This is a genomic window from Gordonia sp. UBA5067 (assembly GCF_002414845.1).
Lineage (GTDB): Bacteria > Actinomycetota > Actinomycetes > Mycobacteriales > Mycobacteriaceae > Gordonia > Gordonia defluvii.
The window spans coordinates 583-13489 of the sequence record NZ_DIAX01000001.1; the positions used below are offsets into that span (position 1 = coordinate 583).

Annotated in this window: 17 protein-coding genes; 11 read left to right on the forward strand and 6 right to left on the reverse strand. The window is 66.6% G+C overall.

Annotated elements, in window-relative coordinates:
- The coding region (locus B4M62_RS00010) for an OsmC family protein (RefSeq protein ID WP_414651746.1) at positions 1-277 on the reverse strand (277 nt) is incomplete at its 3' end.
- Positions 278-411: 134 nt separating this feature from the next.
- Positions 412-1260: an SDR family oxidoreductase gene (locus B4M62_RS00015; protein ID WP_290703397.1), complete on the reverse strand. Its 849-nt coding sequence runs from the start codon at positions 1258-1260 to the stop codon at positions 412-414.
- A 163-nt stretch (positions 1261-1423) separates the two neighbouring features.
- On the opposite strand from B4M62_RS00015, the gene B4M62_RS00020 reads away from it, so the two are divergent.
- The 5 genes from B4M62_RS00020 to B4M62_RS00040 all read left to right on the forward strand — a co-directional run bounded on the left by B4M62_RS00020 (position 1424) and on the right by B4M62_RS00040 (position 6538).
- Positions 1424-1774 (forward strand): winged helix-turn-helix transcriptional regulator, encoded by a 351-nt coding sequence (locus B4M62_RS00020; RefSeq protein WP_290703425.1) that lies wholly within the window; start codon positions 1424-1426, stop codon positions 1772-1774.
- Positions 1775-1941: 167 nt separating this feature from the next.
- Positions 1942-2793 carry a PaaX domain-containing protein, C- domain protein gene (locus B4M62_RS00025; protein ID WP_290703399.1) on the forward strand — a complete coding sequence of 284 codons (852 nt, stop codon included), beginning with the start codon at positions 1942-1944 and terminating at the stop codon, positions 2791-2793.
- Positions 2794-2800: 7 nt separating this feature from the next.
- On the forward strand, positions 2801-4423 hold the full coding sequence (locus B4M62_RS00030) for an acyl-CoA dehydrogenase family protein (protein ID WP_290703401.1): 1623 nt from the start codon (positions 2801-2803) through the stop codon (positions 4421-4423).
- On the forward strand, positions 4420-5973 hold the full coding sequence (locus B4M62_RS00035) for a class I adenylate-forming enzyme family protein (RefSeq protein ID WP_290703403.1): 1554 nt from the start codon (positions 4420-4422) through the stop codon (positions 5971-5973). Before B4M62_RS00030 ends, B4M62_RS00035 begins: the two co-directional genes overlap by 4 nt.
- Entirely contained in the window at positions 5963-6538 is a 576-nt protein-coding gene (locus B4M62_RS00040; RefSeq protein ID WP_290703405.1) for a carboxymuconolactone decarboxylase family protein, read from the forward strand. The genes B4M62_RS00035 and B4M62_RS00040 overlap by 11 nt, the downstream gene beginning before the upstream one ends.
- Before the next feature lie 46 nt (positions 6539-6584).
- Here the strand turns inward: B4M62_RS00040 and B4M62_RS00045 are convergent, their stop codons facing one another.
- Complete coding sequence (locus B4M62_RS00045) at positions 6585-7169, reverse strand: TetR/AcrR family transcriptional regulator (protein ID WP_290703407.1); 585 nt, start codon at positions 7167-7169, stop codon at positions 6585-6587.
- A gap of 60 nt (positions 7170-7229) precedes the next feature.
- Here B4M62_RS00045 and B4M62_RS00050 point away from each other — a divergent pair, with 60 nt between their 5' ends.
- From B4M62_RS00050 to B4M62_RS00065, 4 genes are all read left to right on the forward strand, one after another.
- The gene (locus tag B4M62_RS00050) at positions 7230-8375 is read left to right on the forward strand and encodes a zinc-dependent alcohol dehydrogenase (RefSeq protein WP_290703409.1); all 1146 of its coding nucleotides are present in this window, start codon (positions 7230-7232) and stop codon (positions 8373-8375) included.
- Between the two features lie 360 nt (positions 8376-8735).
- On the forward strand, positions 8736-9011 hold the full coding sequence (locus tag B4M62_RS00055; RefSeq protein ID WP_290703411.1) for a type II toxin-antitoxin system Phd/YefM family antitoxin: 276 nt from the start codon (positions 8736-8738) through the stop codon (positions 9009-9011).
- The gene (locus B4M62_RS00060; protein ID WP_290703413.1) at positions 9008-9412 is read left to right on the forward strand and encodes a type II toxin-antitoxin system VapC family toxin; all 405 of its coding nucleotides are present in this window, start codon (positions 9008-9010) and stop codon (positions 9410-9412) included. The genes B4M62_RS00055 and B4M62_RS00060 overlap by 4 nt, the downstream gene beginning before the upstream one ends.
- 264 nt (positions 9413-9676) lie before the next feature.
- The gene (locus B4M62_RS00065) at positions 9677-9826 is read left to right on the forward strand and encodes a hypothetical protein (RefSeq protein WP_290703415.1); all 150 of its coding nucleotides are present in this window, start codon (positions 9677-9679) and stop codon (positions 9824-9826) included.
- 43 nt (positions 9827-9869) lie between these two features.
- Here B4M62_RS00065 and arfB read toward each other — a convergent pair whose 3' ends face one another.
- Positions 9870-10313, reverse strand: a complete 444-nt coding sequence (gene arfB, locus B4M62_RS00070; protein WP_290703417.1) for an alternative ribosome rescue aminoacyl-tRNA hydrolase ArfB — start codon at positions 10311-10313, stop codon at positions 9870-9872.
- 43 nt (positions 10314-10356) lie between these two features.
- On the opposite strand from arfB, the gene B4M62_RS00075 reads away from it, so the two are divergent.
- On the forward strand, positions 10357-10902 hold the full coding sequence (locus tag B4M62_RS00075; RefSeq protein ID WP_290703419.1) for a DUF2804 family protein: 546 nt from the start codon (positions 10357-10359) through the stop codon (positions 10900-10902).
- On the forward strand, positions 10827-11399 hold the full coding sequence (locus B4M62_RS00080; RefSeq protein ID WP_290703421.1) for a DUF2804 domain-containing protein: 573 nt from the start codon (positions 10827-10829) through the stop codon (positions 11397-11399). The genes B4M62_RS00075 and B4M62_RS00080 overlap by 76 nt, the downstream gene beginning before the upstream one ends.
- A 203-nt stretch (positions 11400-11602) precedes the next feature.
- Here the strand turns inward: B4M62_RS00080 and B4M62_RS00085 are convergent, their stop codons facing one another.
- On the reverse strand, positions 11603-12358 hold the full coding sequence (locus B4M62_RS00085) for an amidohydrolase family protein (RefSeq protein WP_290703423.1): 756 nt from the start codon (positions 12356-12358) through the stop codon (positions 11603-11605).
- Positions 12355-12907, reverse strand: a 553-nt coding sequence (locus B4M62_RS00090) for a DUF664 domain-containing protein (protein ID WP_349678326.1), incomplete at its 5' end; no start/stop codon positions are given. The genes B4M62_RS00090 and B4M62_RS00085, both read right to left, overlap by 4 nt.

A 12907-nucleotide genomic window follows, 5' to 3' on the forward strand; every position in this document is an offset into this window, starting at 1 on the left:
TCGCTTCGTCTTCATAGTCCACGACGACGACGCCGGCCTGTACGCACGCGTGTAGGTACGAGAGCAGGTGGCACTCACTCAGCGCCGCCAGCAGGAGATCTTCGGGATTCCACTTGGTGCTGTCGCCGCGAAACGGCTTGTCGCTGGATGCGGTGATGTCGGGCTTTCCGGCAATTGTCAACGTGACGGTGCGGTCATAATCGCGATAGCCACTCGTGCCACTGCCGCGGTTTCCCGTCCAGCTGCTATGTACCTGATACCGATGTTCACCGAGCATGGGCACAGTCTGTCACCTGGTGACGTGAGCTATTGTTCTTGCGCAGCTCAGACCGAAAGCGGCGGTGGGGTTCCGCTTCAACATCTGGCGCGAGGTGAAGACAGGGATGCCGGGGCGATTGCCCTGATGGTGACCTAGGCCGACAGCGCTTCAGCCGCCGAGGTCGACGGCCGACCGATCAGATCCTGCAGGTCGGTGCTCTGCGAGTAGAGCGCGCCCTGCGCGATGATGGGGTCCATCGCCGCGTACATGCTGGCTGCCTCTGCCGGCATCCCGAAGCCTTCGAGGGTTTGCTGGTATTCCGCCACCGACTGGTCGGTGTAAACGACCGGACTGCCGATGATAGTGGAGACTGCATCGGCGATGTCCTGGTAGGAGAGTGCGGGGGAACCCGCGAGCTCGTAGACCTTGCCGGTGTGGCCCTCGCCGGTCACGACGACCGCTGCGGCCTCCGCGTAGTCGCGGCGCGCGGCACCGGAGACCTTCGCTGATCCGGCTGCGCCGTAGAACTTCCCGACAGCCTTGCCCGAGTCGATCGCCGAGGCATAGTTCTCCCAATACCAACCATTGCGCAGCAGGGTGTGGTCGATTCCTGACTTCGCGAGCAGCTCTTCGGTACCCCGGTGTTCGGCGGCCAGGCCGAGCTCGGAGGTGTCGAGATTGAGCAGGCTGGTGTAGACGATGAACTGCACACCAGCCGTCTTAGCGGCATTGATGATGTTGGCGTGCTGTGCCAGGCGCTTACCCACCTCGCTGCCCGAGATGAGCACGAGGCGGTCGACGCCTTTCAGGGCGGAGGCCAGGGCGGGCTCGTCGTCGTATGACGCGACACCCAAGTGGACGCCCATCTCGGCAAGGCTCGCGCCCTTGGCCTGACTGCGGATGATCGCGGTGATGTCGTCGGCGGCGACGCCGTGGGCGAGGAGGGACTCGACGACGTGACTGCCGAGGTGGCCGGTTGCTCCGGTGACTGCGATGCGCATGAGGGTTCTTCCTGTGGGGTGCTCTTTGTCGTAATCCATCATGGCACTAACTAATCAGAAGCGCAATTGATTGGGAAGTGCTTCCTTCTGCAGTATTCTTGGAGGGGTGACTGACCTCGATAGCGATCCGGGACGCTCGTTCGACGCGGATGTCTTCTCGCGCATGTGTGCCTCGCGGGGGGTGCTTCAGCACGTGACCGGCCGCTGGAGTGCGCTCATCGTGGTTGCGCTGCTGGAGAACAACGCCCCGATGCGATTCGCGGCGATCCGTCGTCGTGTCGACGGCATCAGCGATCGGATGTTGTCGCAGACCCTGGGGCAGATCGAGCGGGAAGGAATCGTGGTGCGCACCGTGCATAGCACCATCCCGCCGCACGTCGAGTACGGGCTCACGGCGCTGGGGCAGAAGATCGCAGAGCCGTTGACGGCACTGATCGGGATCATCGAGTCCGAGTTGCCACACGTGCTCGCAGCGCAGAAGGCATTCGATGATGCCGACGAGAGGCGAAGCTGAGGGCTCCAGAGCACGCTCGCGGTATCGATCGGTGTACCGGGCGCGGGGGTTCTCTTGACCAGACCGCGCCGGTAAATCCCTGGAGGAATCGGGTGACGATCAACTGCCCGATCACCGAGTATTACGGATATGTACACAATCGACGGTAACTGTGTAATATCCGCGATGTGCAGAATGTTGCCCCCGAGGACGAAGCGATCACGCCCGGACCGCTCAGTGCGCGGTCGGTGGCGCTGAATCTGCTGCTGGGTGCCCCGCCCGCCGGATTGGCTGGCCGCGATTTGATCCGGCTCGGTGAACGATTTGGGGTGGCGGGATCCACCATGCGGGTGGCGCTGTCGCGGATGACCGCTGCCGGCGAACTCGAATCCGCCGACGCGATCTATCGACTCTCCGAACGCCACCGGGACCGGCAGGCGCGCCAGGACGCACAGATCAACCCGCACCTCCGGGACTACAGCGGACGATGGGTCCAGGTGGTCGTCGTCGGTACGGGGCGCCGCGCCGCTGACCGCGACGAACTGCGACGCGCCATGCGTGGTGCGCGATTCGGCGAATTGCGCGAAGGGGTCTGGATGCGGCCAGACAACCTTGCGGATCTGGTCCGGCCGGACTATCCGGGACTGGAGTACTTCCGGGCCACCGCCGAGGACCCCCAGAAACTCTGCGCACAACTGTGGGACCTGGATCGCTGGGCGGCGCGGGCGCAATCGCTGATCGGCGCGCTGCGTACCCCCGACTCCGAGCCCGTCGTGCTGCTGTCGGCGGCGGCCGCTGCCGTGCGGCACCTGCGCGAAGACCCGGTGCTGCCGCCCGAGTTGGCCCCGGCCGACTGGCCGGCCAACCACCTCCGTGCGGCCTACGAGTCCTTCCGCGACGACCTGACACGCAGTCTGCTGGAGGCCGACCCGCCGCTGCCCACCAGTGCGCCCGCACTGGGCAACCGCGCCGTAACGAACGCGCGCCATACCGAACGATCACTGACGTCCCGTCCGGGTCGTCAATCGAGAGGGAAGTGAACATACGATGCAGACGCATACAGTTTTCAACCAAGCGCCGCCGCTGGTGGACTTCAACACCGCCGACTATCCGCCGCTGCGCGAAGCGTTGGCCCGGGTCGGTGCTCCGTTGGATGAGCTCGATCAGGTCGGCGCCGCGGCCGGCAGTGCGGCGGTAATCGAGCTCGGCGACCGCGTCGAGGCGCATCCGCCGATCCTCAAGACGCACGACCGGTTCGGCAACCGCATCGACGAGGTCCACTACGACCCGGCCTACCACGAACTGCTGACCAAGGCATTCGAGTTCGGGCTGCATGGTGCTCCGTGGGTGTCCAACGATCCAAATGCGCATCTGCTGCGTGCGGCCAAGTTCTCCGCGTGGCAGGTGGTCGACGCCGGGCACGGCTGTCCGATATCGATGACCTATTCGGCGGTCCCGGCCCTTCAGGTCGATGCCGAGTTGGCGGACCGCTACGTGCCTCTGCTGGCCAGCAGCATCTACGACCCGCAGCTCCGGATCATCTCCGATAAGCAGGGCATATCGGCGGGAATGTCGATGACGGAGAAGCAGGGCGGCTCCGATGTTCGGGCCAACACCACCACCGCCACTGAACTCGCCGACGGCACCTACCGCATCGTGGGCCACAAATGGTTCACCTCGGCGCCGATGTCGGACATCCTGTTGACGCTCGCGCAGGCGCCGGGCGGGCTCACCTGCTTCGTCCTGCCCCGGGTGCTACCGGACGGTTCGCGCAATGCCATCGGCGTGCAACGGCTGAAAGACAAACTCGGCAACAAGTCCAACGCCAGCAGCGAAGTGGAATACCAGAACGCGATCGGTTGGCGGCTCGGCGACGAAGGCAAAGGGGTGCGCACCATCATCGAAATGGTGAACGGCACCCGGCTCGACTGCACGCTGGGCACCGCCACCCTGATGAAGCACGGCGTTTCCCTGGCCGCACACCACGTCAACCACCGAGCAGCCTTCGGGCAGACGCTGATCGATCAGCCGCTCATGCGCAATGTGATCGCCGACCTGGCGATCGAGGCCGAGGCCTCCATGACGGTCGCGCTGTGGTTGGCCGGGCTCACCGATCAGGCCCGCGCCGGCGATGAGCGGGCGGCGGCGCTGCGCCGAATCGGTCTGGCAGTGTCGAAATACTACGTGTGCAAACGCGGCCCGGCCCACGCCGCCGAAGCGCTCGAATGCCTCGGCGGCAATGGCTTCGTCGAAGAGTCGCGGATGCCGCGCCTGTTCCGGGAATCCCCGCTGGGATCGATCTGGGAAGGCAGCGGAAATGTCGCCGCCCTCGATACCTTGCGGGCCATCGGCCGCCAGCCCGAGACGCTGGGCATCTTGTTCGAGGAACTGGAACAGGCCCGCGGCGCGGACCGGCGGTACGACGAGTTCCTCACGGCGCTGCAAAACCAGTTCACCGATCTGAATAACCTGGAATATCGCGCCCGCACCATCGTCGGCGATCTGGCGGTGGCGATCCAAGCATCGCTGCTGCTGCGCTTCGGCAATCCCGCCGTGGCCGACGGCTTCACCGGCTCCCGGCTCGCCGGGTCATGGGGCAATGTCTTCGGAACCTTGGACTCCTCAATCGACACGGCCGCCATCATTGCGCGCGCCACCCCGAAGTCATGACCGGCCACACCGTTGCGCCGCAGGCGCAGACCCGACGCCAGGAGCCCACTCCGGCGCAGATCCTCGATGACCGGGCACGGACGGCGCCGACGGCGCCGGCCTACGTTGACGGCGAAGCGCGATTCTCCTTCGGGCAGGCGGCCTCGCGCGCCCGCGTACTCGCCGGCTGGCTTTCTGCGCGGGGAGTCGGCTCGGGTGACCGGATCCTCCTGATGGCCAAGAATGGTGAGTTCTCGGCGACCACCGTATTCGCGGCCTCGCATCTGGGTGCCGCGGTCGTCATGGCGAACTGGCGGTTGTCGCCAGCCGAGATCGCCTACGTCTTCGATGATTCGACGCCGGTCGCGGTGCTGTACGAGAGTGTTTTCGAGGAGGCGCTCAGCCAGGTGACGCAGATCCGCGGCGAGTTCAGCGGTCCGCTGCTGCGCCACGGTCTGGGGGCGGCCGACGTCGCCGAGTACGACTCGGTGCAAGAGGCGGAAGCTGCGGGGGAGAGTACGGCGACCGGCGATGCGAACGCGACCGCAGTGGTCATGTACACCTCGGGAACCACCGGGCGACCCAAGGGGGCCGAGCTCACCGGCGCCAACCTGTTCTGGTCGGCGCACGGCATGTCGAGCAGTATCGAGTGGGAAGCCGCCCACCGCTTCTTATTGGCCGCGCCGATGTTCCACATCGGCGGTCTGGCCCCACTTTTCGCTAACGTGCTTCGCGGATCGACTACGGTCTTCGTCGCTGATTTTGACCCCGTCGCGGTGTGGGAGCTGATTGGCACCGAGCGGATCACCACGATGATGACCGTCCCGGTCATGCTCGCTGCCATGGCGCAGGTGGCCGCCGCGAAGACGGTGGACACCAGCAGTCTGGTCAACGTGACCTGCGGCGGATCGGCGGTGCCGACGAGCCTGATCGACACCTTCGCGCACTGGGGCGTGGAGGTGCAGGTGGTCTACGGAATGACTGAATTCTCCGGCGGCCTTACCTACTATCTGCCCTCGACAATGCCGAGCCACCGGGGCAGCCAGGGGCGGCCGGTGTTCTACTCCGATATCGCCGTCATCGACCCGGACACCGAACATCGGTTGCCAGCGGGAGAAGTCGGGGAGATCGTCGGCGACGGGCCGCAGCGTTTCGCGGGCTATCTGGGCAATGCGCAAGCTACCCGCGACGCGCTCACCGCTGACGGGTGGTACCGCACAGGGGATGTCGGATTCATTGACGACGCCGGGATACTCACCGTCGTCGACCGGATCAAAGACATGATCATCAGCGGCGGTGAGAACATCTACCCGGCCGAAATCGAGGCGGTGCTGCTCAGCCATCCAGCCGTCGTCGACGCGGCGGTGGTCGGGCTGGCAGACGAGAAGTGGGGGGAGGTTCCGGTGGCGTTCGTCGTCGCCGACCCCGCGGTGGTCGACGCCGCACAGCTGCTGGCGCTCACCGGCGGCAGGCTGGCTCGCTACAAGCAACCCAAACAGGTGGAATTCGTTGACACGTTGCCGCGCAATGCGGTCGGTAAGATTCAGAAAGGGCAGCTACGTGAGCACTGAGTACCCACACCGGATACCGGAAACACCGCAGGCATCGGTGGAGCTTCTCGAACGGGTGGTGCCACCGCCAAACCGGCCGCCGCTGCTGTATCTGGCGATGGCGGCTAACCCGGAGGTGCTGCGGGCCTACGTCCAGGGTCCGATCTTGGGGTTGCATGGACTGCTCCATACCGGGCAGTTGGCGCCAGCCGAGCGTGAACTGTGCATTCTGCGGGTCACCGCCCGCAGCGGTGCCGAACACGAGTGGGGCGTGCACGTCGCCTACTTCGGGAAGACCTCGGGTCTGCCGCCGGCGCAGGTCGCTGCCACCGTCACCGGCGAGGACGCCGCAGAACCGTGGACGCCGCGCCAGCGGGCCATCGTGGCGGTGGCCGATGCGATGGTGGACATGCGTGAACTCACCGACGCCGAACTCGCCGAGATCGATGGGGTCCTGACCGTGGCGACCCGGACGGAGATCGTCGCCATCAGCGCGCAATATCTGGGGATCTCGGCCACCTGCCGGGCCCTGGGCATCCCGCCCGAGCCGGGTGCTCCGCGTTTCCCGGAGCCGCCGGCATCCTGATCGTCCGGCTTCCCGATCGGCTGGGTGTGCCGATCGGGAGCAGGGGTCAGTTGCCAGTGGCGTCCGGTGCGGCCAGCAACGGCGTCATCGCGGCCAGCGTGAGCGCCAGCGGGCGGGGCGAGCTGGTGACGCGAGCCATCATGATGGCGCCCTCCAGCGACGAGACGCATAGCAGTGCGATATCGCCGGCCTCGTCGGGCCGGTGACCGGCGCGCACGAGGGCCTCGGTCAGCAGCGACACCCATTCGCCGACGATCTCGGCTACGACCGGGCCGAGGTCGTCGTCGGCATACGCCTCTTGCGCCGCGGCGCCGATCGGGCAGCCGGCCGTGTACTCGGTGTCGGCCAACTGATCCCGGTACTGCTCGCAGATAGCGCGGTACAAATCGGTGGGCGCCACACCCTGCTCGACGCCCTCGCGGAGGCGGGCGCTGACCAGCCCGCCGACCCAGCGCAGTGCATCCGAGAGGAGTTCGGCGCGACCTCCGGGGAAGTGGAAGCCGACCGATCCGCGAGGGCTGCGGCTTTGTTCGAGCACCCCGGCGATCGATGTGCCGGCCACACCGCGCTCACCGATGAGTAGCGCGGCGCCGGTCACCATCCGCTGGCGTGTATCGGTTCTGGCTCCCACCTGCGCCTCCTGATGGTCGTAGAGGTATGCTATGTTGCATAGCATACCTAAGGAGATGTCATGCGTGAGCTTACCTACGTCCGAAGCGGCACCCTGGAGTGGCGCGAACGGCCCGCGCCTACCCTGATTGAGGCGACCGATGCGCTGGTGCGGCCGTTCGTGGCCAGCCGGTGCGACGGTGACACGCTTCCGCTGCACAAGAACGTCACCCGCCCGATGCAGGCCGCCGTCAAGGTAGGGATGATCGATCCCGTCGTCACCTCGATCGTCGGCGACGTGCCCTTCCACGGGCCGTTCGGCATCGGGCACGAGGCGATCGCCCAGGTCGTCGAGGTGGGCGCACAGCTCACGAACCTATCGGTCGGCGACATCGTCGTCGTACCGTGGGCCGTTGCCTGCGGAACCTGCTACGAATGCAGTCTCGGATTGACCGCCAAGTGCTCGACGATGGCCGCGCAAAGTCCCGGAAAAACCTTGGCCGCCTTCGGCTTTGGGCCCTCTTGCGGCCAATGGGGCGGCATGGTCGCCGATACGCTTCGGGTTCCGTTCGCCGACTTCAACCTGGTTCGGCTCCCCGCCGGGCTCGACCCCCTGCGGGTGGCGTCGGCGAGTGACAATCTCTCCGATGCGTGGCGCTCGATCGTGCCCCCGCTCGGATTGCGCCCGGGCGGCAAGGTGCTGGTGATCGGCGGCGGCGGGCAGAGCATCGGTCTGTACGCCGCGGGCCTGGCCGTGGCCCACGGGGCCGCTGTCGTGGACTACCTCGACGACCGCGATGCCCGCTTGGAGATCGCCGACTCGCTGGGCGCCACCGCCCACAAGATCGACAAGAAGCGCGGCAAATCGATCCTCGCCTCGGTCCCCGACCGCTACGACGTCGTCGTCGAGGCTTCCTCGCAGGCTCAGGGTCTGCGGGATGCGATTCGCGCGCTGCGCCCGGGCGGCATCTGCACCGGCACCGGCTACTACCTCAACACCGGAACCAAGCTTCCGGTGATGGACATGTACGCCACCAGCGCCACCCTCCACGTCGGTGTCTCCCACACGCGACCGGCCATGCCCGAGCTTCTCGACTTTGTGGCCACCACCGGCTTCCCCGCCGAGAAGGTGACCACCTTGCTGGCTGACTGGGATGACGCACCCGAGGCCTACGCCGCGCACACCACCAAGGTTGTGCTGCACCGGCCCACGCTCGACCTGACCTGACCTGACCTGACCTGACCTGGGCCTGACCTGACCTGGGCCTGACCTGGGTCTTCGTCGGCGGAGCGTGGTGGAGCGTCTCGGTGGCCCGAGATGAGCGGGTGGTCGATCTGCTCGACGACGGCGAGCAGAAACTGCTGACCGAGGCTTCGCGGTTGGCCGGAGTCGGAATGACCGAAGGTGTGAATGCGCGCTGCTGACCACACTCGACTCGCCACTGGACGCAGTGGGAGCTTTCATTGCGGTGACGTGCGATGGGCTCGTTGCCGGTGACTTCGCCGACGGATGCTCGGTCGTCGCTTCAGCGCTTGCGCTCGAGAAGGTCCGTCCACGCTGCGTAGCATGGGTGCTACGATGGCCGTTATGAGCACGCCCCAGGAGGAGAGTCTTTCGCAGCGCGAGTTGCGCAATGAGTCTGGACGGGTGCTCCGGGCTGTCGCCGAGGGGTATTCCTTCGTGCTTACCAATCGCGGGGTGCCGGTCGGTCGCATCGTTCCGCTCGATGCTCCGGCTCCGACGTTGCCTATCGTGCGGCCGGCGAAGCGTCTCGGTGGCTGGGCGGCGTTGAAGCCGGAACGGACGGAGAGCGATCGTACGATGACGCAGATCCTCGGGGAGTTGCGTGAGGATCGCGTGTGAGTGACGCTTCGCTCGTGTACGCGGACACGTCGGCGCTCGGGGCGTTGCTCGTTGCGCAGTCGGAGACTGAGGCGCTGGCGGCCTGGCTCGACGAGGCGAAGGTCCGGCTTGTTTCGAGCGATCTGCTCGAGACCGAGTTGCGGCGCATGGCCATGCGGGAGGGGCGGGATCAAGAGAAGGTCAGCGCGATCCTCGACGGAGTGTCGATTGCTGCGCTCGACAGGGCCACGTACCGCTCGGCAGGGTTTTTACCGATGCGCTATCTGCGTACCCTTGACGCCTTGCACCTGGAGGCTGCGATACGCCTTGACGTCGAGGCCATCCTCACGTACGACGTGGGGCTTGGTGACGCGGCGAGCGCGGCAGGGCTAGATGTCATTGCTCCGGGCTTCGGACTCTAATACCAGCCTCGCGCGTGCTGGTCATCGTGATGTCACCAAAGCCTCGTGGCAGACTCTCAGCTACGCGACGCTGGCTTCTCGGCTCGACGAGGCCCTTCCTTGCGATGAAACCTACAATGTCGCAACAGTTGGAAGTGCATCGAGCTCATTTCGAACCTCGACCGATTGGTGGCGGCGGTCGACATCCGATCGGTAAGCGAACCGGTCTGGGTCGACGGAACTCGCCTCGCGCCCCGGGTTGACATCACCTGGCCGACACAACCGGTGGAATACGACGGCACTCTCGACGTGAACAAGATCGCCGACGACGTCGTCGCTCGCATTCACGGCGACCCCGTCTTCGCCGCTCGCGTCGCCGCTTCGCTGGGCGCCTCCGACGCGAGCGGCGAAGAAGCTCCACCGCGGCATCCCTGAGCCAGGCCGGACCGTTCCGGCGGTGGGCTGATGCCGGGACCGACTACTCGGCGTCGCCGGGCGTGCGACGGGCCTTCTTGACCTCGGCGCGCCGGGTCTTGGCCTCGAGGCGGCGGCGCCGGGAACCGGCGGTCGGACGGGTGGGTCGTCGCGGAACCGCCGGAGCGACCGACTCCCGCAATACATCGGCGAGCCGTTCGCGGGCCGCGACCCGATTGCGTCGCTGAGCGCGGTCCTCCGAGGCCGTGATCGTCAGGACTGTGCCGTCGAGCCGCGGCGCCAGCTCGGTCAGTGCTCGGCGGCGCTGCGCGTCGGTGAACGCGGTCGTCGTCGCCAGATCGACGCTGAGCTGGACGCGCGAATCGGTGGTGTTCACGCCCTGCCCGCCGGGGCCGGATGAGCGCGAGAACTGCTCGGTCAGCTCCCCCGCGGGGATGCGCAGTCCCTGCGGCGCGCCGGGTCCCGGCGCGATGAGCAGATCGTCCATGAATGCCATTCTCCCCGGCCACGCCGGTCGTAGTCTGGGTGGCATGACCGACGACCGGCAGCTCGGCTCTGACATGCGCGGGACCACTGAGCCTGAACTCACCGCACCGGTGTCCCTCACCGGGCCGGACGGGAGGCTGAACCGGGCGGCGGTCGGCTTCGCCCGCTCACCGCTGGTCGACACCGACGGCATCGGTCGGGGCGTGCGCGGCCGCGGCCGCAACAAACGCTGGGAGTACTGGAATGTCATCACGCCCGCACACATCGTGGGCATAACGGTCTCGTCAATCGACTATGCGGCCGTGCACGAGGTGTGGATCTACGATCGCGCAACCGGCGAGGAGGTCGGGAAGGCCGCGGCCGTTGTTCCGCCGCGCGGTGTCGAACTCCCCGGTTCACTTGCCGCCGGCCTGACCCGGGCGCGAGCCAGGAACCTTCGGATCGACCTGACTCCGCTGACCGGGGCGGGACCCGATTGCAGGCGACGATCCCCGGCGCCGCCGTCGACGTCGTCGTGCAGTGTCCCGACGGTCACGACTGCCTCGCGGTCGTCGTGCCGTGGAGCGACACCCGGTTCCAGTACACGGTGAAAGATGTCGCGCTGCCGGCGACGGGATCGCTGACGATCGGCGACGTGGTGCACCGGCTGCCCGCTGGCCGATCGTGGGCCGTTCTCGATCACGGCCGTGGCCGCTGGCCCTACGACGTCACCTGGAACTGGGGTGCCGGATCGGGCTGCAGCAATAATCGGGTTATCGGTCTCCAAGTCGGTGGCAAATGGACGGTCGGCACCGGCATGACAGAGAACGGCATCGTGGTCGACGGCCGACTGCACAAAATCGGTGCGGAATTGTCGTGGCAGTACTCCACGAACGATTTCCGCGCACCGTGGCGCGTCTCCGGCGGCGGGCTCGAGGCGGAGTTGCGACCCTTTCACGACAAGGTGACCCGGACGAATCTGGGGGTCCTGTCCAGTGCCACCGACCAGTGTTTCGGCACCTGGTCGGGCACCTACGACACCGGCGCCGAACAAATCGAATTCAGCGGTCTGACCGGGTTTGCCGAGCACGTCCACAATCGTTGGTGAGCGGTCGGTCGGTCAGCAGCCCGCTACGGCACATAGATAGCCCACAATGGGTTTGAATTCGGCACTCTCTGCTGGAGACGCTGGAAATCCTGGGTGATCGAGAAGCGGTGGACGCTATCGGTGAGGCGGATGCCGATATTGCTGCTGGTCGGGTCTATTCACTGGACGAGGTGGAGGCCGAGCTCCGCGCGAAAGGCGAAGGATTACTGCCCGAGGTAGAACGCGGCGGCGTTGCCCCAGAACACCGCCGCGGCCTGCTCGGGAGTCAGTACCTGCGCGATGCTTGTGAAGTCTTCGTCGCGGAAGGGGCGGCGGGCCCGCGTGGAGGGCAGGTCGGTGCCGACCATGAGCGCTGTTGGGTCGACCTCGGTGATCGCCCGGATGACCGCTGCGGGGTCGAGTTCGACGCGGCCGAAGCCGGTGGCCTTGACTTTCACGCCCTGTTCAACGAGGCGCAGCAGGTTCGGCAGGCCGTCTTCGTGCATGCCGAGGTGGTCGATACTGGCGGCCGGCAGCGCCGCGATTCGGCGCGCAAGGTCCTCGTCGATGGTGCGGGCATCGAGGTATAGCTCGGCGTGCCAGCCGGCCAGGTCGTGTACGCGACGGGCCAGGCGCTCGAGATCGTCCAGGTCGGCCGAGCCGCCCCGTGCGACGTTGAAGCGCACAGCGCGAACGCCAGCCGCGTGGAGTCCGCGAATGCGTTGGTCGCTGGTGTCGCCGGGGATCTGGGTGACGCCGACATAGGCGGGGCCGAGCGCCTGCAGCGCGTCGACGAGGTATCCCTGGTCGAAGGCCTGAAAGGATCCAGAGACGACCGCGCCCCCGGTGATGCCCAGTCCGGCGATGCGCTCCCGATAGTCGGTGACGGTGAACGGATCCGGAATGAATCCGTTGTTCGCGACCAACGGGTAGCGGGGATCGATGATGTGCAGGTGGGAGTCGAAGACGGGCTGCGTCACCGGTGGGTTCCCCGGGCATGCAGCAGGTCGCGGGTGATTTCCATGTGACCGACGTGCTGGGCGAGGTCCTGAAGGATATGGAGCAGTGCCCATTCGGGCGTCGCGGTGGCGAGGACCTCGACGCGGGTGGTGCCGCCTTGCACGCCGTCGGCGAGATCACGATCCCGGATGCCTTCGGTGGCGGCGATATCCACCCAGGCGGGTAGGCGCAGCTGGAGTGCCGCGAGTCGATCGACCATGTCGGCGACGGTGCCCGTGGCGGTGAACTCCGCACTGCGGTTGCGCGGAATGCGTTGTCCGGCAATGAAAGATCCGGCCCAATAGTCGACGACACCGATGCAGTGATTGGCGATGGCGTAACAGCTGTTCGCGCCCGGCAGGTCGGGGCGGATATTGGCCAGGTCATCGCCGAGGGTAGTCAGGATGGCCACCATCGAGCCGATGCATTCCGCGGTCTTGCTGAGAAACGCCGTCGCCAGCTCGGTGCGCGGGGTGATGGTGCGTCCGGCGAACGCCAGCAGCTGCTCGTTGGGACCGGCCCCGGCGGGC

What these genes read in the sequence shown, in the direction of transcription:
- B4M62_RS00015 (WP_290703397.1), bottom strand. Translation starts at nt 1,260, where the DNA reads ATGCGCATCGCAGTCACCGGAGCAACCGGCCACCTCGGCAGTCACGTC.
- B4M62_RS00020 (WP_290703425.1), top strand. Translation starts at nt 1,424, where the DNA reads ATGTGTGCCTCGCGGGGGGTGCTTCAGCACGTGACCGGCCGCTGGAGT.
- B4M62_RS00030 (WP_290703401.1), top strand. Translation starts at nt 2,801, where the DNA reads ATGCAGACGCATACAGTTTTCAACCAAGCGCCGCCGCTGGTGGACTTC.
- B4M62_RS00035 (WP_290703403.1), top strand. Translation starts at nt 4,420, where the DNA reads ATGACCGGCCACACCGTTGCGCCGCAGGCGCAGACCCGACGCCAGGAG.
- B4M62_RS00050 (WP_290703409.1), top strand. Translation starts at nt 7,230, where the DNA reads ATGCGTGAGCTTACCTACGTCCGAAGCGGCACCCTGGAGTGGCGCGAA.
- B4M62_RS00055 (WP_290703411.1), top strand. Translation starts at nt 8,736, where the DNA reads ATGAGCACGCCCCAGGAGGAGAGTCTTTCGCAGCGCGAGTTGCGCAAT.
- arfB (WP_290703417.1), bottom strand. Translation starts at nt 10,313, where the DNA reads ATGGACGATCTGCTCATCGCGCCGGGACCCGGCGCGCCGCAGGGACTG.
- B4M62_RS00075 (WP_290703419.1), top strand. Translation starts at nt 10,357, where the DNA reads ATGACCGACGACCGGCAGCTCGGCTCTGACATGCGCGGGACCACTGAG.